General features: G+C 60.3%; 17 protein-coding genes. 10 read left to right on the forward strand and 7 right to left on the reverse strand.

Annotation, left to right across the window (positions count from 1 at the left end):
- Window positions 1–18 precede the first annotated feature (18 nt).
- Window positions 19–867 (reverse strand): ScpA family protein, encoded by an 849-nt coding sequence (locus KKO72_RS11440; protein WP_214938329.1) that lies wholly within the window; start codon window positions 865–867, stop codon window positions 19–21.
- Between the two features lie 73 nt (window positions 868–940).
- Window positions 941–1,147 carry a DUF3460 family protein gene (locus KKO72_RS11445; RefSeq protein ID WP_214938331.1) on the reverse strand — a complete coding sequence of 69 codons (207 nt, stop codon included), beginning with the start codon at window positions 1,145–1,147 and terminating at the stop codon, window positions 941–943.
- A 132-nt stretch (window positions 1,148–1,279) separates the two neighbouring features.
- Here KKO72_RS11445 and hyfB point away from each other — a divergent pair, with 132 nt between their 5' ends.
- From hyfB to KKO72_RS11475, 6 genes are read left to right on the forward strand one after another with little or no spacing between them, the layout of a single operon-like run.
- Complete coding sequence (gene hyfB / locus KKO72_RS11450) at window positions 1,280–3,304, forward strand: hydrogenase 4 subunit B (protein WP_214938333.1); 2,025 nt, start codon at window positions 1,280–1,282, stop codon at window positions 3,302–3,304.
- Window positions 3,301–4,251: a respiratory chain complex I subunit 1 family protein gene (locus KKO72_RS11455; RefSeq protein WP_078363700.1), complete on the forward strand. Its 951-nt coding sequence runs from the start codon at window positions 3,301–3,303 to the stop codon at window positions 4,249–4,251. The genes hyfB and KKO72_RS11455 overlap by 4 nt, the downstream gene beginning before the upstream one ends.
- Complete coding sequence (locus tag KKO72_RS11460; protein ID WP_078363699.1) at window positions 4,248–4,907, forward strand: formate hydrogenlyase; 660 nt, start codon at window positions 4,248–4,250, stop codon at window positions 4,905–4,907. Before KKO72_RS11455 ends, KKO72_RS11460 begins: the two co-directional genes overlap by 4 nt.
- Window positions 4,908–4,914: 7 nt before the next feature.
- Window positions 4,915–6,372: a hydrogenase 4 subunit F gene (locus KKO72_RS11465; RefSeq protein ID WP_214938335.1), complete on the forward strand. Its 1,458-nt coding sequence runs from the start codon at window positions 4,915–4,917 to the stop codon at window positions 6,370–6,372.
- A 4-nt stretch (window positions 6,373–6,376) separates the two neighbouring features.
- Window positions 6,377–7,954: an NADH-quinone oxidoreductase subunit C gene (locus KKO72_RS11470; RefSeq protein WP_214938336.1), complete on the forward strand. Its 1,578-nt coding sequence runs from the start codon at window positions 6,377–6,379 to the stop codon at window positions 7,952–7,954.
- A 13-nt stretch (window positions 7,955–7,967) separates the two neighbouring features.
- Window positions 7,968–8,483 carry an NADH-quinone oxidoreductase subunit B family protein gene (locus KKO72_RS11475; protein ID WP_214938367.1) on the forward strand — a complete coding sequence of 172 codons (516 nt, stop codon included), beginning with the start codon at window positions 7,968–7,970 and terminating at the stop codon, window positions 8,481–8,483.
- Between the two features lie 52 nt (window positions 8,484–8,535).
- Here the strand turns inward: KKO72_RS11475 and gor are convergent, their stop codons facing one another.
- From gor to KKO72_RS11490, 3 genes are all read right to left on the reverse strand, one after another.
- Window positions 8,536–9,912 carry a glutathione-disulfide reductase gene (gor, locus tag KKO72_RS11480; RefSeq protein WP_214938338.1) on the reverse strand — a complete coding sequence of 459 codons (1,377 nt, stop codon included), beginning with the start codon at window positions 9,910–9,912 and terminating at the stop codon, window positions 8,536–8,538.
- A 78-nt stretch (window positions 9,913–9,990) separates the two neighbouring features.
- Window positions 9,991–10,992, reverse strand: coding sequence for a two-component system response regulator (locus KKO72_RS11485; RefSeq protein WP_214938340.1), 1,002 nt, complete (start codon window positions 10,990–10,992; stop codon window positions 9,991–9,993).
- A complete protein-coding gene (locus KKO72_RS11490) occupies window positions 10,992–15,056 on the reverse strand; it encodes a PAS domain-containing protein (protein WP_214938342.1) in 4,065 nt (1,354 codons plus the stop codon). Before KKO72_RS11490 ends, KKO72_RS11485 begins: the two co-directional genes overlap by 1 nt.
- 285 nt (window positions 15,057–15,341) lie before the next feature.
- Between KKO72_RS11490 and KKO72_RS11495 the strand changes: the two genes are divergently transcribed.
- Window positions 15,342–15,728: a response regulator gene (locus tag KKO72_RS11495; RefSeq protein ID WP_214938344.1), complete on the forward strand. Its 387-nt coding sequence runs from the start codon at window positions 15,342–15,344 to the stop codon at window positions 15,726–15,728.
- Window positions 15,729–15,741: 13 nt separating this feature from the next.
- Here KKO72_RS11495 and KKO72_RS11500 read toward each other — a convergent pair whose 3' ends face one another.
- Window positions 15,742–17,151: an MFS transporter gene (locus KKO72_RS11500; protein ID WP_214938346.1), complete on the reverse strand. Its 1,410-nt coding sequence runs from the start codon at window positions 17,149–17,151 to the stop codon at window positions 15,742–15,744.
- Window positions 17,152–17,273: 122 nt separating this feature from the next.
- On the opposite strand from KKO72_RS11500, the gene KKO72_RS11505 reads away from it, so the two are divergent.
- From KKO72_RS11505 to KKO72_RS11515, 3 genes are all read left to right on the forward strand, one after another.
- Window positions 17,274–18,191 (forward strand): LysR family transcriptional regulator, encoded by a 918-nt coding sequence (locus KKO72_RS11505; protein ID WP_214938348.1) that lies wholly within the window; start codon window positions 17,274–17,276, stop codon window positions 18,189–18,191.
- A 186-nt stretch (window positions 18,192–18,377) separates the two neighbouring features.
- Window positions 18,378–19,091 (forward strand): hypothetical protein, encoded by a 714-nt coding sequence (locus KKO72_RS11510; protein WP_214938350.1) that lies wholly within the window; start codon window positions 18,378–18,380, stop codon window positions 19,089–19,091.
- 195 nt (window positions 19,092–19,286) lie between these two features.
- Window positions 19,287–20,390 (forward strand): Tat pathway signal protein, encoded by a 1,104-nt coding sequence (locus tag KKO72_RS11515; RefSeq protein WP_214938352.1) that lies wholly within the window; start codon window positions 19,287–19,289, stop codon window positions 20,388–20,390.
- Window positions 20,391–20,532: 142 nt separating this feature from the next.
- On the opposite strand, the gene KKO72_RS11520 is transcribed toward KKO72_RS11515, so the two are convergent.
- The coding region (locus KKO72_RS11520) for a hypothetical protein (protein WP_214938354.1) at window positions 20,533–20,718 on the reverse strand (186 nt) is incomplete at its 5' end.

The raw sequence follows: 20,718 nt of genomic DNA on the forward strand, positions 1-20,718 counted from the left end.
TGTGGACAGGGTGTGGGTTCAGGTCGGGGTGTAGGCCAGGCGCACATAAATCGGCGCAAAGGCCTCAGCCTGGGTGATTTCAATGAGGGTTTCCTTGGCGAGTTCGAGCAAGGCGATGAAGGTCACCACCAGCACCGGCGCGCCTCTGTCGGGGTTGAACAGGTCTTCAAATTCAACAAAACGGTGGCCTTGCAGGCGCTTGAGCACCTGGCTCATGTGTTCACGCACCGACAGTTCCTCGCGTGTGATTCTGTGGTGCTGCACCAGCCGCGCGCGCTGCAGGATGGCGGCCCAGGCTTCCTGGAGCTCCTGCACACTCACATCGGCAAAACGGGGCTGCAGGGAGCGTTCGATGTAGGCCTGCGCCACCACAAAGTCGCGCCCGAACTGCGGTATCGCATTGAGGTTGGCAGCGGCCAGTTTGATCTGTTCGTACTCGAGCAGGCGGCGTACCAGCTCGGCACGCGGATCTTCGGCCTCCTGACCTTGTGCCTCCGGCTTGGGCGGCAGCAACATGCGCGACTTGATCTCGATCAGCATGGCCGCCATCAGCAGGTACTCAGCGGCCAACTCCAGGTTGCGCTGGCGGATTTCATCCACATACAGCATGTACTGGCGCGTCAGGCCAGCCATGGGGATGTCGAGGATGTTGAAGTTCTGGCGCCGGATCAGGTAGAGCAGCAGGTCCAGCGGGCCCTCAAAGGCCTCCAGAAACACCTCCAGCGCGTCGGGCGGGATGTAGAGGTCCTGCGGCAAGGAGAACAGCGGCTCACCATACAGGCGCGCCACCGCCACCTGGTCCACCACCGTGGGCATGTCTGCGGTGGTGGCGGATGCTGAACTGACCGGCACTGCCGATGCAACCATTGCGCGGATAAATCGCTATTTATTAAATAGCTGAAGACGCTTGATATATAAGGGCTACAGGCCAAAAAGCCTGTTACTCACCGGCGCTTTGGTAAACGTAGGGCTGTTGCGCCACTCTGGCTTCACGGAACTGCGCGGCGGCGTCGCGGTCCACCGCCTTGTCCCACAACAGGCTACGTCCCAAGCGCTGCCCTTGCACGATGGCCGGGTTGTTGGCCTTGAGCGTCTTGAGGAACTGCGTGATTTCGGATTCGTACTTGGGGCGGTAGAAAAGGTTCATGGTGTGAGGTCTCGTTGCGGCATTTTAGCCCGGCACCGGGATTGTGCGCCCGCCAGCTTGCGGGTGGCTAACACCCAAAAAGGGCGGGTGTAATATCCGAGGCCTTCCCCTCTTCACATTTGTTGCCGCTACATGAACAGTTTTGCCCCGGCCGCCACTTGGATCCATCTGGATTGGGTGTTGCTGGTTGTGGTGACTTGGTTGTTGATCGGTGTGGCGGGTATCGCGGCACTGCGGCGTTTTCGGATTGTCTCGACCCTGCTGTTTCCGCTGGGCGCTGTGGCCTCGGTCGGCTTGATGGCGGTGGCGTTGAGTGCGACCTTCGCCAGCACCGAGACGGCCGTGCTGCCGCTGGGCCTGCCGCAGTTGCCTTTTCATCTGCGCCTGGACAGCTTGTCGGCTTTTTTCCTGTTGCTCATCGGTGGCGTGTCGGCCGGGGTGTCGACCTTTGCTGCGGGGTATTTTCGCCAGGGGGAGGGCACACCGCCGGGGCTGTTGTGCCTGGAATACCACGTGTTTCTGGCCAGCATGGTGATGGTGGTGCTGGCTGACGATGCCTATGTGTTCATGGTGATGTGGGAAACCATGGCGTTTTCCTCTTTCTTTCTGGTGTTGGCCAACCACCGCATTCCCGAAATCCGCAGCGCCGGTTACCTCTATATGCTGGTGGCGCACGTGGGGGCGCTGGGCATTTTGCTGTGTTTTGGGGTGTTGCAGGCTAACACCGGTGACTACACCTTTGCCAATATGCGCGCCCAGGCCTTGAGTCCGTTCTGGGCCTCGGTGGCGTTTTGCCTGGCGGTGTTTGGTTTTGGTGCCAAGGCCGGGCTGTTGCCCTTGCACGCCTGGCTGCCCGAGGCGCACCCGGCGGCACCCTCACCGGTATCGTCGCTGATGAGTGGGGTGATGCTCAAGATTGCGCTATATGGCGTGTTGCGCGTGTCGTTTGACCTGTTGCAAACGCGGCTCTGGTGGTGGGGTGTGTTGTTGATGGGCCTGGGGCTGGCCACCGCGCTGTTTGGGGTGGTGTTCTCTACGGTGCAGGTGGAGATGAAGCGTCTGTTGGCCTATTCCAGCATTGAAAACATCGGGCTGATGGCCGCCGGTATCGGGCTGGCATTGCTGTTTTCCAGCTACCACATGCAGGCGCTCTCAGCGCTAGCGCTCACTGCAGCGCTGTACCACATGCTCAGTCATGCGTTTTTCAAGGGCCTGCTGTTTTGCAGCACCGGTGCGGTGTTGCATGCCACCGGCGAGCGCAGCCTGGGCCGACTTGGTGGCCTGATACGTTACATGCCTTGGGTGGCTTGGCCGACCTTGGTGGGGGTGCTGGCCTGCGCGGGTTTGCCGCCGTTTGGCGGGTTTGTCGCCGAATGGTTGTTGTTGCAAAGTTTCTTGTTCACCACCGGGCTGCCGGGCTCGTTTTTGGACATGCTGGTGCCGGTGATGGCAGCGCTGATTGCGCTGATTGCGGCGCTCTCAGGCTTCACCATGGTCAAGTACTTTGGCGTGGTGTTTCTGGGTCAGCCGCGTGAGGCCAAGCTGGCCCAGGCTCATGACGCCGGGCGCTCCGAGCGGCTGGGCATGTTGTGGTTGGTGGCGGGTTGTGTGCTGCTGGGCTTGTTTCCGAACCAGGTGATTGCGCTAATGGACCCGGTGACACGCAGCCTGGTGGGCGCCGGGCTGGCTCAGATGGTGGCCAACAGCAGTTGGCTGCTGGTGCCGGTGAATGTGGAGCGGGCCAGTTATGCGCCGGTGATTTTCCTGCTGGGTGTGGTGCTGAGTTTTGGCATCGCTTTTGTGCTGGTGCGCCGCCTCTACCACGGCCGTCTGCGCCGGGTGCCGCCCTGGGACTGCGGTCACCCCTGGCAGACCGCGCGTATGCAGGACAGCGCCGAAGGCTTTGGCCAGCCGATCCGGCAGATCTTTGAGCCGTTTTTCCGCATCACCAAACACCTGCCGACTGCTTTTGATGCCGAGCCCAGTTACCAGGTCAAGGTGGAAGACCCGCTGTGGTACGCGCTCTACCTGCCGCTGGCCCGAGCGGTGGCCTGGGTGTCCAAACTGGTGGGGGTGTTGCAGCAGGGACGGATTGCGGTGTACCTGATGTACAGCTTTGTCACGCTGATTGTGGTCTTGCTGGTGGTGAAACGATGAGTGCACTCGGGGCTTTTTCACAGTTGCTGGCCTTGGTGGTCGCCTTGTTGCTGGCGCCACTGCTCACCGGTTGGATCAACCAGTGGCGCCACTGGTTGCAAAACAAATCGGCACCGAGCCTGCTGCAGCCTTATATGAACCTGCACAAGCTCTTCAACAAAGAGTCGTTGATGGCCGAACACGCCTCACCGCTGTACCGCTTTGCGCCCTATGTGGTGTTTGGTTGTATGTTGCTGGCCAGCGCCATCATCCCGACGCTGTCCACCGACTTGCCGCTGTCACCCGCCGCTGATGCGATTGCGCTGGTGGGCCTGTTTGCGCTGGCGCGGGTGTTCATCTCGCTGGCGGCGATGGATGTGGGCACCGCCTTTGGCACGCTCGGTGCCCGGCGGGAAATGCTGGTGGGTTTTCTGGCCGAACCGGCTTTGCTGATGGTGCTGTTTTGTGCCTCGATGATCACCGGCTCCACCTCGTTGACCACCATTGTGGAGACACTCGCGCACCGGGAGCTGGCGATTTACCCGAGTCTGTTGCTCGCCGGGGTGGCTTTCACCATGGTGTCGCTCGCAGAAAACGCCCGGGTGCCGGTGGACAACCCCGACACCCACCTTGAACTCACCATGATCCACGAGGCGATGATCCTGGAGTATTCGGCACGCCACCTGGCGCTGCTGGAATGGGCTGCCAGCCTCAAGCTGTTTGCCTACTCCTGTATCGGGCTGGCGCTGTTTTTCCCGTGGGGTGTTGCCGAGGCCAACGCGCCGCTGGCCCTGCTGCTGGCTTTGCCGGTGCTGGTGTTCAAACTGGCGGTGGGCGGCATGTTGATGGCCATGATTGAGACCGCGAGTGCCAAGATGCGTATCTTCCGGGTGCCGGAGTTTCTGGGCACCGCCTTCCTGATGGCTGTGATCGGCCTGCTGGTCAACGTGTTGCTGGGGGGCAAATGATCAAGTTTGTGCCCCAGCTGATCAATCTGTTGGCGACGCTGATTTTGCTGCTGTCGTTTGCGATGATCGCCCAGCGGCGCATTGTGTCGCTGATCAACCTGTTCATGATCCAGGGGGTGGCGCTGGTGGCGGCGTCCTTTTTGCTGGGCTATGTCACCCAGCAACCTGATCTGTACATCTCTGGCCTGCTCACGCTGGTGCTCAAGGTTGTGTTTATCCCTTGGATGCTGCACCGGGTGATCCGCAAGCTCAATGTGCGCTGGGATGTGGAAACCCTCATCAACATCCCGACCACCATGCTGGTGGGCATCGGGCTGGTGATTTTTGCCTTCAGTCTGGCGCTGCCGATCTCGCGCCTGTCGGACTCTCTGGCCGGTGGGGCGCTGGGCATTGCGCTGGCCTGTGTGATGTTGTCGTTCATGATGATGATCACCCGCTCCAAGGCGATCCCGCAGGTGATTGGCTTTTTGTCGATGGAAAACGGTTTGTTGTTTGCTGCCACCACCGTCACCAGCGGTATGCCGATGATTGTGGAATTTGGCATTGCCCTGGACGTGCTGGTGGGTGTGTTGATCCTGGGGGTGTTCATGTTCCAGATCCGCGAGAAGTTCGACAGCCTGGACATCCGCAAGCTCGAAAACCTCAAGGAAGAGTAACCCTGATATGCACGCCTTGAGTTTTGTTCTGGGGATTCCGTTGCTGGGTGGCCTGGTGCTGGCGCTGGTGGGGCACCAGCCCCGTGCGCGTGATGTCAACGTGGGTTTCAGTCTGTGGACCTTTCTGGCCTGCTGTGTGATGACCTACGAGGTGATTGAGGGCGGGCCGCAGTTTCTCTGGGCCAAACAGTTCTACATCGACCCGCTCAACGTGTTTCTGGTGACCCTGACCGCTTTTGTCAGCCTGACCACCGCGATTTTTTCGCGTCCCTACATGCGGGTCGAGCAGGACCACGGCAAGATGACACCCAAACGCATGCGCCTGTACCACAGCATGTACCAGCTGTTTGGTTTCACCATGCTGCTGGGGCTGACTACCAACAATCTGGGCATCATCTGGGTGGCGATGGAGGCCGCCACACTCACCACCGTGCTGCTGGTCAGCGTTTACCGCACCCCGGCCAGCCTGGAGGCCGCCTGGAAATACTTCATCCTGTGTGGCGTGGGTATTGCACAGGCGTTGTTTGGCACGATCCTGGTCTACATGGCGGCCGACAAGGTGCTGGGCTCGGAACACGCCACGCTGCTGTGGACCAACCTCTCGGACATCAAGGGCCAGCTGGACCCGACCATCATGTCGCTGGCCTTTGTCTTCCTGCTGATTGGTTACGGCACCAAGATTGGCCTGGTGCCCTTGCACAGCTGGCTGCCCGACGCCCATGCCGAAGGCCCGACACCGGTGTCCGCTGTGCTCTCGGGCCTGCTGCTCAATGTGGCGATGTACGCGGTGCTGCGCTGCAAGGTGTTGACCGACGGCGCCTTGGGCACCCAGATGGCAGGCCAGCTGATGATGGGTTTTGGCCTGTTGTCGGTGGTGGTGGCGGCGTTTTTTATCTCGCGCCAGAAAGACGTCAAGCGCATGTTTTCGTACTCCAGCATCGAACACATGGGGCTGATCACCTTTGCTTTTGGCATGGGTGGGCCGATTGCGAGCTTTGCCGGGTTATTACACATGACGGTGCATTCGCTGGTCAAGTCCGCGATCTTTTTCACTGTGGGCCACGCCACACAAAAAGCGGGCACCCAGACCATGAGCGAGATTCGCGGCCTGATCAAGGTCAACCCGACGGTGGGCTGGGGCCTGATGCTGGGGGTGATGGCCATTTTGGGCATGCCACCGTTTGGGGTGTTTGCCAGCGAGTTCCTGATTTTGACCACTGCCATGCGTGAGCAGCCCTGGGCCACACCGTTCCTGTTTTTGGCGCTGGGCGTGGCTTTTGCCTCGATGCTGATCCGGGTGTTGCCAATGGTGTTTGGTGAAGACACCAAGCTCAAACCCCTGGCGCATTCCCCCGCCTTGGTGCCGGTGTTTGTGCATCTGGGTTTGGGCCTGGCGCTGGGCCTGTACATCCCGCCTTACCTCAACGGCTGGTATGTGGCCGCCGCACGCATGATGGGAGGCTAGCGCCATGAAGATGCCCGGTCTTGACCTTGAATTTGCCAGCCTGCCCGCGCCGGTGCCGGTGTGGTTTGGGCGGGTCACCGCCACGCAGTGGGTTGACGCTGCCAGTGCGGTCCACGCGCACGGTGGCCGACTGGTCGCTTTGTGGGCTGGCTGTGCTATTCATTCAGAAGCTATTAGCCCAGAATATATAAGGGCTAGAGCCATATTTGTTGCCTATGTCACGCTGGACGGTCTGTTTTGGCTGGAACTGCCGCTGCAAGCTGATGCCACTTACCCCGACCTGTCTGCCCAGTTTCCAGCCGCCTCCCGCATGCAGCGTGCGGCGGCTGATCTGTCTGGTGTTGTGGCGGACGGTGCGTTTGACCGGCGGCCCTGGCTCAACCACGGCGCCTGGGCGGCCAACCACCACCCGCTGCTGCAAGACCCGCAGCATTTGCCCCAACCCGAGCCGGGTGCCCTGCAGGACTACCCGTTTGTGCGGGTCGAGGGGGAGGGTGTGCACGAGATCGCGGTCGGCCCGGTGCACGCGGGCATCATCGAGCCGGGCCACTTCCGCTTCTCGGTGGTCGGTGAAAAGGTGCTGCGCCTGGAAGAGCGGTTGGGCTACACCCACAAAGGCATCGAGCAGCGCATGACCCAGCTGCCGGTGTTGCAGGCCTACCGGCTGGCGGGCCGGGTCTCGGGTGACAGCACCGTGGCTTATGCCTGGGCCTATTGCATGGCGCTCGAATCGATCTGTTTGACCCAGATCACACCACGCGCGGCCTGGTTGCGTGCCTTGCTGCTGGAGTGTGAACGGGTTGCCAACCACCTGGGGGACCTGGGCGCGCTGGGTAACGACGTGGCTTTTGCTTTTGCGCTGGCGCAATTCTCGCGTCTGCGTGAAGACTGGTTGCGCGCCTGCAAGGGGGCTTTTGGTCACCGGCTCATGATGGACAGCATCGTGCCCGGTGGGGTCAAAGCGGACATCAACGCAGCGGGGTTGACCCAGCTGCTGAGCTGTTGTGACGCGGTGTTGACCGATGTGAAAAAGCTGTATGACGTGTTTGAGGCCCATGCCGGACTGCAGGACCGCTTCATTAACACCGGGCGAGTGCGCCCCGAGCTGGCCGCACAGCTGGGGCTGACCGGTTTGGCCGGTCGTGCCAGCGCCCAGGCCTGGGACCTGCGTTGTGACCACCCGTTTGTGCCCTATGACCAGCTGCGCGTGGTGATGGGTGGCCACACACGTGGCGACGTCGGCGCGCGCGCGCTGGTGCGCTTTCAGGAGGCGCTGGAGTCGATCCGACTGATCGAACGTATGCTGCGCGAGATGCCAGAGGGCCCGGTGAGCACGGATGTGGTGTTGCCCGAGCAGCCGTCACGTGGCGCTGGCTGGGTCGAGGGCTGGCGCGGCGAGATTGTGGTGGCGCTGGAAATCGAAGGCGCCGACCAGGGCCACCGCATCACGCGCTGCCACCTGCACGACCCGTCCTGGCAGAACTGGCCGGTGCTCGAACACGCCATCATGAAAGACATCGTGGCCGATTTCCCGCTCATCAACAAGTCGTTTAACCTGAGTTATTCGGGGCAAGATTTATGAGGCACATCGCATGATCTGGAAAGTCGTCCGTCAGATCGCGCGGGTTGGCATCCCGAGCGAGCCCGCGCCCGACATTGGTGAGAAAAATCAGGCTGAGGCCTCGCGTATTCAGGCTGAGCTGCTCTCTATTTTGGGTGACGCGCTGGCCATCCGCGAGGTCGACGCGGGCTCCTGCAACGGCTGCGAGATGGAGATCAACGCGCTGGGCAACCCCTACTACAACATCGGTGGCTTGGGCATCAAGTTTGTCGCCAGCCCGCGCCATGCCGACATGCTGTTGGTTACCGGCCCGGTGTCGCGCAACATGGAGATGGCTCTCAAACGCACCTATGAGGCCACGCCGGAGCCCAAGCTGGTGGTGGCCGTGGGTGACTGCGCCTGCAATGGCGGCATCTTTGGCGAAAGTTATGCCACCTGTGGTCGGGTTGACAAGGTGATCCCGGTCGATGTGATGGTGCCGGGCTGCCCGCCCGAGCCTGTGGACATTTTGCGAGGCATCCTGCAGGCGGTGCGGCGGCGGGTGAAGTAGGCGCAGCCAGAGAGGACGGTTTTGGCGGGGCGCCTGTCACGACCGAAGTGGTTCAAGCCGGTCTTTTTTTGACGACCTTGTTGCGTAGCGTGACAAACTCTTCCGCTGCTGAGGGGTGCAAGGCCACGGTGGCGTCAAAGTCGGCTTTGGTCGCCCCCATGTGAAGGGCAATCGCCAGGCCCTGGATGATTTCGGGCGCATCCGCCCCCACCATGTGCGCACCCAGCACACGTTGGCTGGCACTGTCCACCACCAGTTTGACCAGCGTGCGTTCCTCCGACCCCGACAGGGTGTGGCGCAGGCTGTGAAAGCTGCTGCTGTAAACGTCGATTTCGCCATGCTGCGCCAGTGCCTGGGTTTCGGTCAGTCCAACGGTGCCAATCGGTGGCTGGCTGAACACGGCGGAAGGCACGGTGCGCAGTTCGGCACTGACCGGCGTGGGGCCAAACAGTGTGCTGGCCAGCGCCGCACCTTCGCGTATGGCCACCGGCGTGAGTGAAATGCGCTGGGTCACGTCGCCCACCGCGTGCACACTGGGTAGATTGGTTTGACCAAACGCATCCACCTTGATCCCGCCCTTGTCGTTCAGCGCCACCCCGACTTCTGCCAAACCCAAACCCTGGGTGTTGGGCACCCGGCCGGCGGCATACAACACCGCATCCACCAGCAGCGGTGCTGCCTGCGCGCCAACCAGCGTCACAGACAAGCTGCCGTCCGTCAACTTTTGGATCTGTGCCACATCTTGATTCAGCAGAACGGTGATGCCTTTCTTGACCATCTCGGCTTGCAGGTGCGTTGCCACCTCGTCATCAAACCCGCGCAAGATGTGTTGGCCCCGGTAACACAGGGTGACTTGTGTACCCAGCCCGTTCAGGATGCCCGCAAACTCCACGGCGATGTAACCACCCCCCACAATCAGCACCCGTTTGGGCAACTGCGGCAGATTAAACACCTCGTTGGAGGTGAGGGCGTGTTCAATGCCTGGGATGCTTGGCAAGTAAGGCGTGCCACCGGTGGCAATCAGGATGTGTTCGGCACGGATGTGCTGGCCGTTCACCTCCACGGTATGCGGGTCCAGCAGGCGGGCATTGCCGTGCAACACCGTCACCTTGGATCCCAACAGGTTGTTTTCGTAAATGCCGCTCAGGCGGGTTATCTCTTTGTCTTTGGCCGCAATCAGTTGCCGCCAGGAAAACTCGGCGGGCGGAACCGTCCACCCAAAACCCTTGGCATCGGCAAAATCCTCGGCAAAGTGCGCGGCGTACACCAGCAGTTTCTTGGGCACACAGCCACGGATGACACAGGTGCCACCGTAACGAAAACCCTCGGTTATCGCCACGCGTGCGCCCAGGCCAGCGGCGATGCGCGCAGCGCGCACACCACCTGAACCACCCCCTATGACAAAAAGCTGGTAGTCATACGATGTCATGTGTGTTCCGTGGGTTGAAGCGGCAGGTTCAAGAGGCTGGGGAAAAAGGGCCAGATCTCATCCAGGGGTGTGAGCGCCTTAGTGGTGGATGCCGAGCTGTTCCTTGCGGTCCCAGTCGGCTCGGATATGGCCAATGCAATCCAGCACCGAGTCAAATGCCCGCACCACGGCCGGATCAAAGTGGCTGCCCGAACTGTCCCGAATCGTGGCAATCACCTTCTCCTGTGGCCAGGCCTCCTTGTAGGGGCGTTTCATCGTCAAGGCATCAAACACATCTGCCAAAGCGACCACCCTGGCCGATACCGGTATCTCCTCACCCTTCAGATTGTCGGGGTAACCGCTGCCGTCCCAGCGTTCATGGTGGTGCAAGGCGATGCCTGCCGCCATCTGAAACACCGGCTCATCACTCTTGGACAAAATGTCGTGCCCGATGCGGGAGTGGGTCTTCATTTGTGTCCACTCATTGGCATCGAGCTTGCCGGGTTTTTTGAGGATGGCATGGGGAATGCCAATCTTGCCGGTGTCGTGCATTGGTGCCGCCAGTTCAATCAGCTCACATTGCTCCTTGTTGAGGCCATAGGCCGAGGCGATCACCCCGGCATAGGCGGCCATGCGCCAGATGTGTACACCGGTGTCGGTGTCGTTGAAATGACCTGCTTCCCCCAGCATGTGGATGGCGTCGCGGTGACTCTTGTCGAGCCGGCTGGCCCGAACCAATGACAAATGGGTGTTCACCCGCGCCCTCAAGATGGGTCTGGAAATCGGTTTGACGATGTAGTCGACGCCGCCGCTGGCAAAACCCTCTTCCTCGTGACCGGCGTCTGCCAGGCCCGAGATAAAAATCACCGGAATGGCTTCGGTGCGTGGGTTGGCCTTGAGCTGGCGGCACACCGCATAACCGTTCATGTCCGGCATTTGAATGTCCAGCAGGATCAGGGACGGCAGGTGTTTGGTGGCAGCGGCCAGCGCTTCTGCGCCATTGCGGGCAAACAGCAGGCTGTAGTCGTCACTCAAGGCCGCCTCCATCACCGCCAGATTGAGAGACTCGTCATCCACCATCAGTATTGGGTTTGTCGTCATCAGGTTTCCTGTCTCAGAGCAGCCAACTGCGTTCGCAGTTCAAGTGTGGCGGTTTCACCCACCCGGAAATCATAGTTGTCCAAAGCAGCCTGTATCTGGGCCAGACGTGAGCTGGGTACCAGCGTGCCCAACTCTGTCAGGGTCTGTCGGACCTCTTTGGCACTGTCGCTGTGCCAGGCCTGCTGTAGCTTGGTGATCAGCGCATCAATCGCACCTGCATCTTCTGGCCGCACATCTCGCGCAGCAAACCCAACCTCATCGGGTGCAAAAAGCGCAATACTGACCAACACACTATCCATCGCCGCCTGTAGTTTTGTCAAGCCATCGGAGCGACTCGCGCCGACACGCACAGCTGCTTCCAGCTCGGCGGCGCTTGTGGCCACATCCAGCAGCGCCATGTTGGCAGCAGCCCCCTTGAGTTTGTGCAACAAAGCGGCACCCTGTGTGTTGTCCAGGGATGCCAATTGGGCAACTACATCGGCGTATTTGCTGGCAAACAGGCGCAAAAAGCGTTGGTAGGTAGCGATGTCTCGCCAGATTTCCAGACCTCTGGACAGTGCAATGCCTGGCAGTTCCTCCGGCGAGACATCCGGCGAGGGACGGGCGTCGGTCGTGGCCTGTGCCGCAGGTGTTACCACATGCCCCGTGAGTTTCACAATCAGAGCAACGGCGGTATCCACATCAAAGGGCTTCGAGATGAAACTGGTCATGCCTGCCTCGTGGGCCAGCTCCTGCTGATCGCGAAACGCACCCGCGGTCAAGGCCACAATCGGCAACTCGGACAAAGCCGGTATGCGGCGGATCTGCCGGGTTGCCTCATAACCGTTGAGTACCGGCATCTGGACATCCATCAACACCAAGTCGACCGCATGGTCATGGTTTTGCAACCAGTCCATGGCCTCCTGGCCATTGTTGGCCAGACTGACCAGCGCACCTTCACTGACAAAAATGCGTTGGGCCACCTCCCGGTTGATGTCACTGTCATCCACCACCAGGATGCGCAGGCCGGCCAGACGCGACTGGTTGTGGGCCGGAGCCTGTGTTTCAGCGCCGCGACGCACCCGCATGGCACGTGTGACGGCGTCATAAAGTGTGGAGGGTGTCACCGGCTTGCTCAAGATCGCATCGGCCAGATGGGCCTGCGGGTGGCCAAGCAGTTCGTCGTTGGCGTAGGCGGTGACCAGAATCACAATCGGGTCAACTTGCCCGGACTGGCCCTCACGAATGGCCCGGGCAGTTTCCAGCCCGTCCTTGCCTGGCATCTTGAAGTCCAGCAGCAACACCTCTGGCGCCCCCTTCAAAGGTGGTCTTGAATTCAGGTGGTCAATCACCTCATCGCCAGACTCAAAGACGCTGGCGCGCCAACCCAACCCATCCGCAATGGTGTGCAGGGCTGCCCGCGCAATCGCGTTGTCGTCGGCAATCACCACCGACAGGTGCGCCATGTCCGGTGTGGCTGCCAGCGCATCCTCGATGCGTTGAAACGTCAGTACAAACCAGAATTCGCTGCCACGGCCCAGCACACTGGTCACTTTCAACTCACCACCCATGGCTTCCACCAGCCGCCGACTGATGGTCAGCCCCAGTCCGGTACCGCCGAACTGGCGGCTGATGGAACCATCCGCTTGTGAAAACTCCGCAAAAATCTCCTGCTGTTGCTCAGGGGCAATACCGATCCCAGAGTCACTGACCGCAAAGCGCAAACTGATGCTGTCACTGGTTTCGTGCAATTTGATGATGTTGAGCGCCACATGACCCTGTGCGGTGAACTTGATGGCGTTGCCCGTCAGATTGATCAGCACCTGCTCCAGCCGCAGTGAGTCACCGATGAGCTGGCTGGTGCCAATGGGTGTTGGCGCGATGATGACCTCTAGGTCCTTGTCGCGCGCATTGGTCGACATGATGCCGGCCAGGTTGTTGAGGATGTCTCCCAGCCGGAACGGGGCGGATTGCAGGTTCAGCTTGCCCGATTCAATTTTCGAGAAGTCCAGCACATCGTTGAGCATGCCCATCAAGGAGGTGCTGGACTGGCGTATCTTGCGCACCAGGTCGCTGGCGTCCCCCGGCAGGCTCATCATCTTTTCCAGCAGGTAGGACAACCCCAGTATGGCGTTCATGGGGGTACGCAGTTCATGGCTCACATTGGCAATGAAAGCACTTTTGGCCACGGTAGCCGCCTCTGCTGCATGCATGGCCTTGTCCAGCGTTTGTTGGGCCTGTTTGTGGGCAGAAATGTCGGTGTAGGTCAGCAGTGTCCAGCCGTTGGACATGGGCACACCACAGACCTCAAGGAAGACACCATTGGCTTGTCGCCGCTCAAACTTGATGGTTTGTTGCGTGATCATGGCTTGGGTAAAAAACGTCAGCACCTCGTTGAAGGGCCGATCTGCGTAGTCTCCGCGGGCATGGTTGAATGCGATCATCTCGCTGAAGCTGACCTGCCCGGGCTCAAAAAAGTCCGCCGGGTAGTCCAGCAGACGTGACACCCTGCTGTTTTTGAGCCTGACCTGGCGCGTCTCGTCCAGCACAACCACGCCATAGGGCAGGGTCTCGACCACTTCCTGGAGCAGGTTGTTCAGGGTTTCAATCTGGTTGGTCTGGGCTTTGCGCTCGGTGTTGTCGACCATCGTGCTGCGGGTAAACAGCGGCGCACCGGAAGCGTCTCTGACCAGGTTGGCGTCCACGAGAAACGGACGTGTGGAACCATCTTTGCAAACAAAGTCAACCTGTAGGTTCCTGATATACCCCTGTTGCAGGACCTGAGGCAGCTGGACCTTGAGGACCCGGGTGCTCTCGGGTGTCATGAACTCAGCAATGGGGTGACCAATGTACTCGTCGCTGGTGTAGCCCAGCATGTTCAGCTCGGCTTGGTTTGCCCGCAAAATCAGGCCCTCTGGCGATAGCGAGTGGTAACCACAGGGCGCGTGGTCGTACAGGTCCTGGAACTCCTGCGTACGCAATGCCACTTTGGACTCCAGCTCCTGGTTCAGTCGCTTGAGGTCTTCCTGGGCAGCGATCAGTCGGTCGTGCATCCGCTTGCGTTCAGTGATGTCATGGCCCAGGCCCAGCACCCCGATGACCTGGCCCTGAGCATTGCGCACCGGGGTTTTTGTGGTTTCCAGCAACTCCCGGTGACCGTCAGAGGCAAAAGTGACCCATTCTTCGTTGGTACAGGGAATCCCTTTTTGCATCGCCAGCTGGTCGTTTTTGCGAAAAAAGTCGGCCAGCTCCTTGTCCACAAAGTCGTAATCTGTCTTGCCAACAATGTCCGCCTCGGCTGCGCCAAAAAGCTGCTCAAAGCGCGAGTTGCAGGACAGGTAGGCACCTTCTGTGCCTTTGAGCCAGACCAAGTCAGGAATCGCCTGGAAAAGCGCACGCATCTGTAGCTCGCTGGTGATCAGCCGATGCTCCGCCTGTTTGCGCTCGGTGATGTCGCGTGAGATGCCAAACAACCCCCGTACCTGGCCATCGGCCTCGCGCAGCGGACCTTTGGTCACCAGGAAAGTCCTCTCACCCATGGTGGTTGCGACGGTTTCCTCGAAGCTGATGACCCGGTCTTCTGACATCACCCGCTGGTCGTTGGCGCGGATCATGGCGGCCTGTTTCGGGAACAAAGCCGCGTCGTCTTTGCCCAGTGCCTTGTCGGTGGTTTGGCCAAGCAAACGCGCTGTTTCCTGGTTGAACAGCAGGTAGCGTCCTTCGGTATCTTTGGCATAAATGGCGTCCGAGGAGCTTTCGACGATGTTGTCCAGCAGACGCCGAATGGCTGCACGGTCTTTTTGAACCGTCAACTCGCGATCAGAGATATCTTGCGCCCGACTCTGCATTCTTCGGATCAATCCGTATAGCATCAGGCTGGTGACCGCCACAAACAACCACCCCTTGGCAATGCTGATGCGACTGATCAGCACCGGGTCATTGACCAGCCAACTCACCAGATTGTCGGACGCGAGTATCCAGAAGCTGGCAAACGCCGCGTAAATCAGGATGATCCGCTTGGCGGCGGTGGCGGAGTAACTGGTGTTCTCCACGTGCGCAGGCAATGGGGTGGCAGGCTTTGACATGAGCAATTGTCTGGACGACCTCTCCGAACTCCATGTGTCACCTGATGCTACACCACACGCTGGCGCACTCAAAGCTGATGCGATGGCCGTGCAAGAGACCATGGCTGAACTGTGGGTTTCATGTCAACTGATGGGGTCAACTTCGCCTGTAGAGCGCCTCCGGCTGCGTTTGATCAACTCCGAACGGAAATCTGCCGGCATTGTGATCACATGGTTATGAGAGAGACTCTGAAATGGACGAGAATGGCTCTTTGATTTTGGATATGCCTGTTTTGAGTGTCTCTCATGAGTTCTGACCTTCGATTTTTGATAGTAGATGACTTTTCTACCATGCGTCGCATCATCCGCAACCTGCTCAAGGAGAGCGGTTTTGCCAACGCAGATGAGGCCGAAGACGGAGCGGTGGCCTGGCGCATGCTCCAGAACAGTCACTTTGACTTTGTGGTGAGCGATATCAACATGCCCAACATGAATGGCTTTCAGTTGCTGGCCGAGATCAAGAAAGACGACAAGCTCAAACACATCCCCTTTTTGATGGTGACGGCCGAAGCCAGAAAAGAAGACATTGTTCTGGCCGCCCAGCAGGGTGCAGCCGGCTACATTGTCAAACCCTTCACCAAGGCGGTTCTTGAGGAAAAGGTGCTGAACATCCTCAAGCGCCTAGGTTTGTAAGCAGCGCTCTTTTTTAACGTGCCTGGCGGCCCACCGCCAGCGCAACCAGAACCAGACCCACCGCCACGGCAAACGTAGCGTGTAAGCCGGCTGCAATCTGCTCCGGGCGGGCTGTTGTGATCTCGGTCACGCCTGACCCGGCCACAAACACTGCCCCCATCACCGAAGCACCGGTGATCAGCCCCAGGTTTCGCGACAGGCCCAGCAGGCCGGACACCACACCCCGCCGCTCGGCTGGCACATCACGCATCACCGCGGTGTTGTTGGCCGCCTGAAACAGCGCATAACCGGCAGTGACCACCACCAGCGGCAAGACGTAGCCCGCGACACCCCAAGCCATGGGCTGCAGCGCCAGCAGGGTCGAACCCACCAACATGGTGGCCAGCCCGCACAGGCCCATGGTGTGAGCGCCCAAGCGGTCCACAAACCGACCCGCCGGCACACCCGTCAACGCCGCCACCACCGGTCCGGCCGACATCACCAGGCCCACATGGGCCGCTTCCAGCTGCAGTGCAGCTGACAGGTAAAACGGACCCACCACCAGCGTGGCCATCACCACAGTGGTCACCAGGGTACTTGTCACAAAGCCGATACCCGGTACCGGCTTGCTGACCATGGCCCACTGGATCAAAGGGGAGCGCGCCCGGTTTTCCACCCACACAAACACCCCCGCCCCCAACACAGCCGTCAACAACAACGCCGCGTTGAACCAACCAAAATTGCCGCGCCCCAGCGTCATGGCCAGCGCATAGACCACCAGTGTCAGCGCCAGCAGCAGCGTGCCTGGTCCATCAAAACTGGCCCAAGCCGTTTTTGGCCCTGGGTGATCCATGGGCAGATAACGCCACACCAGAAGAAAAGTCAGAGCGCCAAGCGGCACATTCACCCAGAAGATGGCCTGCCAACCCCAACTGCCAATCAGCACACCACCCAGCGTGGGCCCCAGCGTCGTGCCCACCGCCGACATGGTGCCCAGCAAGCCCATGGCGCTGCCCGTCTTTTCTTTGGGCACGGCTTCACCTACCAGCGCCATGGTCAGCGCCATCAACATCGCCGCACCCAGGCCCTGCAGTGCTCGCGCGGCGATCAGCAGCCAGAGTGTGGGGGCGGCAGCGCACAAGCTTGAGGCCACACTGAATAGCCCGATACCTGCCAGCAAGAGCCGCCTGCGGCCCATGATGTCACCCAGCCGACCGGCACCCACAATCAGGCTGGTGATGGCCAGCAGGTAGGCCAGTACCACCCACTGCACTGCCTGAAACGACACATCAAACACCTGCGCCAAAGTCGGCAGCGCCACGTTGGTGATGCTGGTGCCCAGTGAGGACAACAACATGGCCATCGATAGGCTCAGCAGCACCCACGTTGCTGCAGGCTTTATCTGCACTGCGCCATCGGTCTGTGTTGGAGGTTTGGAAATCATGTTGAGCTCTGTCCTGAAGGGTTGATGTCTGGATCGTAGGGACGGCAGTGCCAGAGCGGAAGGCGCTACATTTGCACTGTGTGATTGCGTCTGACGCCAGTTCTCAGCGCCCAGCCCACCCCATGTCTACCCCTGATCTGAACCAACTTGTCACGCTGGACGTGTTGCTTGCCGAAGGCAATGTGACGCGTGCCGCGCAACGGCTGCACCTGAGCCCGTCTGCCATGAGCCGCGCCTTGGCGCGCCTGCGTGAGACCCTGGGCGACCCGCTGCTGGTACGGGCCGGGCGCGGCCTGGTGCCCACCCCCCGCGCGCTGCAGCTGCGTGCGCAGGTGAGCCAACTGGTGCAGGACGCGCAGGCGGTGTTGCGCCCCGCCGAGTTGCTTGACCTGTCACAGCTGGTGCGCATCTTCACCCTGCGTGTCAGCGACGGTTTCACCGAAAATTTTGGCCCCAGCCTGATTACCCGCATCAGCCAGGAAGCGCCCGGTGTGCGGCTACGTTTTGTGCCCAAGCTCGACAAACACAGCTCCGCCTTGCGCGACGGCAGTGTGGATCTGGAAACCGGTGTGGTGGGCGACGACACTGGCCCGGAGGTCCGCACCCGTGTGTTGTTCCATGACCGATTTGTGGGTGTGGTGCGCCTGGGCCATGCGTTGTGCCAGGGTGAGATCACACCTGCCCGTTATGCGGCAGGCCAACATGTGCTGGTGTCGCGCCGGGGCCTCGACAAGGGTCTGATGGACGAGGCCTTGTCAGCGCTGGGGCTGGAGCGGGTGATTGGCGCCTATGTCGGCGGCTTTTCAGCCGCGCTGGCCATCACGCGCGCCACCGACCTGATCACCACCGTGCCCGAGCGCCACACCGGCAAGTTGCGCGCGGATATGTTCAGTTTTGCTCTGCCGGTGCCCGCCCCAGAGATCACCGTGTCCATGCTCTGGCACCCGCGTATGGATGGTGATGCTGCGCACCGCTGGTTGCGGGGGTGTGTGTTGGAGGTGTGTGGGGTGGCGCCCGTTGATTTGGTGAGACCGGCGTAAATAGTTTGTTGTGGCAGTTGCAGCCAATGAGCAACATCACCCGTTTGGGGGATACCCAAACTATGTTGTGTCATTGAGAATAGGTCATCAAGTGATACGAGCCATTTCCTGGAAGTGTGCCGTTTGTTGCTACGTTTAGCAGAGCTATTTGTTCATATTGGATAAGGGCTTAGGGCACTTTTGTCGATGAACTTCCCCAAACTGTTTTCTTCACCGAACCTAGCACGCATCGCTGTTCGGTTGTTACTTGCGATCCTGACAATACTCGTTATCCGCGCGTGCCTGCCAGAGCGGACGGCTCTTGGTGGCGATGCTCTGGTGGGAACCAACCGCCACTTGATCATCGTTCCGACCGATGGTCTGCCTTCACTTTTTTTGGACGCTCTTCGAGCTAGGTTGGCAGAACAGCACAAGTTCGAGGTGTTGACCACGGTGCAAATGGCGCTACCGACTGACACCGAGATCGGAAGCACCGGCCAGCATGACATCGAAAAGATTGGAAGGGCGGGGTGGGACGTTTGCCGCAGCAATTCGACCAGCGATGAGTACTGCGTCGTCCTAACCAACCGAGACATCAACGTCAAGAACTCTGGGCTCCGATACCTCTTTTCCGAGCACCGAAAAGGGATCTCGGTGGTGTCCACTGCGCGATTGAGTGACGCCAACTTTGGTGCCCGACTCAACCTGATTTCGACGCCGATCATTGCCGAAAGAATCATTTCCCGAACAACCAAGCTGATCAATAAGGGCGTGGGCCTTGGCTACTATGGATACGCGCTGTCCACAAACAGAAACAGCGTCATGTTTGCACCCGTGATGAGCCTCTCGGACCTGGATTCCGTTGGCGATTGGTACCAAGCTGATGAGGTAAGGCGAGACAACTTTGGCGGCTCCTTCTAGGTATACAAGCCGATGGTTTGTGACTGTGACGTCTGTTGTCTGGAGGTTCAAAGGACAGTTTGGGGTTCTCAGAATTCCCCCTGATTGCGCTGCTGACCTGGCTCCGCCCATTGCCCTGAAACATACCAAGCGCACAATCCCACCCATGCACCAGCACCTGTTTCCCAGGGCGTTGTTAGGCAAGGGATTCGCACCATGTTCACACGCAGACACTTCACCACCTCAGCCCTCCTGGGCAGCTCACTGGCCCTCGCAGGTTGTTCATCAGAACTCGCAGACAACAGTTATGAGTCGGTGGCCGACCAGACCTGGCGGCTGGGTGCGCTGACCGGGTTCAACGGCGCCGCGCTGGGGCGGGAGCTGGTGCGTTACGCCACGTTGGCGCCGTCCAGCCACAACACGCAGTGCTGGAAGTTTGCGCTGGACAGCAGCGGTCAGGCCATCAGCATCTTGCCTGACAGGACGCGCTTGTGTCCTGTGGTGGACCCGGACTTGCACCATGTGTTTGTGTCGCTGGGTTGCGCGGCCGAGAACCTGGCCCAGGCCGTACTGGCCCATGGGCTCCAGGGCGAGGTGGTGTTTGATCCCGTCACCGACGCGCTGCGCGTGTCGCTCAGCCCCACGGCGGCACAGGCCACCGATGTGTTCAAGGCCATCCCGCTGCGCCAATGCACCCGGGGTGACTATGACGGCCAGCCGCTCAGCACGGCCGAGCTGGCGTTGCTGCAGCGTGCGGGCAGCTCAAGCACTGTGCAACTGCTGTTGTTGACCGAGCCCGCAGCGATGGCGCAGGTGCTTGATCTCACTCTGCAGGGCAACACGGCCCAGCTGGCAGACCCTGCATTTGTCACCGAACTCAAGACCTGGCTGCGTTTTAACGGCGCGGACGCGGCGCGCACGCGCGACGGCCTGTACAGCGCGGCGTCGGGCAACCCGAGTGTGCCGGCTTGGCTGGGTGACAAGCTATTTGACTGGGTGGTCACCCCAAAAAGTGAGAACGACAAGCTGGCGCGGCAGGTGCGCGGTTCGGCGGGGATCGCGGTGTTTGTGGGCCAAGCCGCTGACAAGGCGCATTGGGTGGAGGTGGGGCGTTGTTATGAGCGTTTTGCACTGCAGGCCACTGCGCTGGGCATCCGCAACGCGATGTTGAATCAGCCGGTGGAGGTGGCGGCATTGCGCCCGCAGTTGGCAAGTCTCCTGGGGCTGGGGGGCCAGCGCCCGGATCTGGTGGTGCGGTTCGGGCGCGGCCCAAGCCTGCCCAGGTCTTTGCGCCGCACGGTGGAGGCGGTACTGGTCTGAAGAGTGGGTGTTGGCCACTAGCTTTTAAGTAGCTACCAGCCCTTTATCAATAAGGGCTGGAGGCCAATTTCTCTGAAAATTGCACGTGCAGCGCACCAGGGCAGATGTCTGCGCTGGTGCGGCTGAGGCTCAGCCGCCCGGCTTAGAAGCTCTCCCACTCCTGAGAACCACCCGCTTTGTTGTCGCTGTCATGGGTCAAGGCGGCTGCTTGGGGCGCTGCCTTGGTGGCGGCTTGTCGGCTGCTGGCGAGTTGCTTGGGGGGGGTGGGACTGACCGGGCTGGCCAGACTGGGTGTTGGCGTGGGTGTTGCGCACCCACTGTCTTGCCC

Source organism: Rhodoferax sp. U11-2br (assembly GCF_018619435.1).
In the GTDB taxonomy this organism is placed as follows: Bacteria; Pseudomonadota; Gammaproteobacteria; order Burkholderiales; family Burkholderiaceae_C; genus Rhodoferax.

Coding starts and splice junctions, on each gene's coding strand:
- KKO72_RS11495 (WP_214938344.1), top strand. CDS start 15,342: ATGAGTTCTGACCTTCGATTTTTGATAGTAGATGACTTTTCTACCATG.
- KKO72_RS11500 (WP_214938346.1), bottom strand. CDS start 17,151: ATGATTTCCAAACCTCCAACACAGACCGATGGCGCAGTGCAGATAAAG.
- hyfB (WP_214938333.1), top strand. CDS start 1,280: ATGAACAGTTTTGCCCCGGCCGCCACTTGGATCCATCTGGATTGGGTG.
- gor (WP_214938338.1), bottom strand. CDS start 9,912: ATGACATCGTATGACTACCAGCTTTTTGTCATAGGGGGTGGTTCAGGT.
- KKO72_RS11440 (WP_214938329.1), bottom strand. CDS start 867: ATGGTTGCATCGGCAGTGCCGGTCAGTTCAGCATCCGCCACCACCGCA.
- KKO72_RS11470 (WP_214938336.1), top strand. CDS start 6,377: ATGAAGATGCCCGGTCTTGACCTTGAATTTGCCAGCCTGCCCGCGCCG.
- KKO72_RS11465 (WP_214938335.1), top strand. CDS start 4,915: ATGCACGCCTTGAGTTTTGTTCTGGGGATTCCGTTGCTGGGTGGCCTG.
- KKO72_RS11445 (WP_214938331.1), bottom strand. CDS start 1,147: ATGAACCTTTTCTACCGCCCCAAGTACGAATCCGAAATCACGCAGTTC.
- KKO72_RS11460 (WP_078363699.1), top strand. CDS start 4,248: ATGATCAAGTTTGTGCCCCAGCTGATCAATCTGTTGGCGACGCTGATT.
- KKO72_RS11510 (WP_214938350.1), top strand. CDS start 18,378: ATGAACTTCCCCAAACTGTTTTCTTCACCGAACCTAGCACGCATCGCT.
- KKO72_RS11485 (WP_214938340.1), bottom strand. CDS start 10,992: ATGACGACAAACCCAATACTGATGGTGGATGACGAGTCTCTCAATCTG.
- KKO72_RS11455 (WP_078363700.1), top strand. CDS start 3,301: ATGAGTGCACTCGGGGCTTTTTCACAGTTGCTGGCCTTGGTGGTCGCC.
- KKO72_RS11515 (WP_214938352.1), top strand. CDS start 19,287: ATGTTCACACGCAGACACTTCACCACCTCAGCCCTCCTGGGCAGCTCA.
- KKO72_RS11490 (WP_214938342.1), bottom strand. CDS start 15,056: ATGTCAAAGCCTGCCACCCCATTGCCTGCGCACGTGGAGAACACCAGT.
- KKO72_RS11505 (WP_214938348.1), top strand. CDS start 17,274: ATGTCTACCCCTGATCTGAACCAACTTGTCACGCTGGACGTGTTGCTT.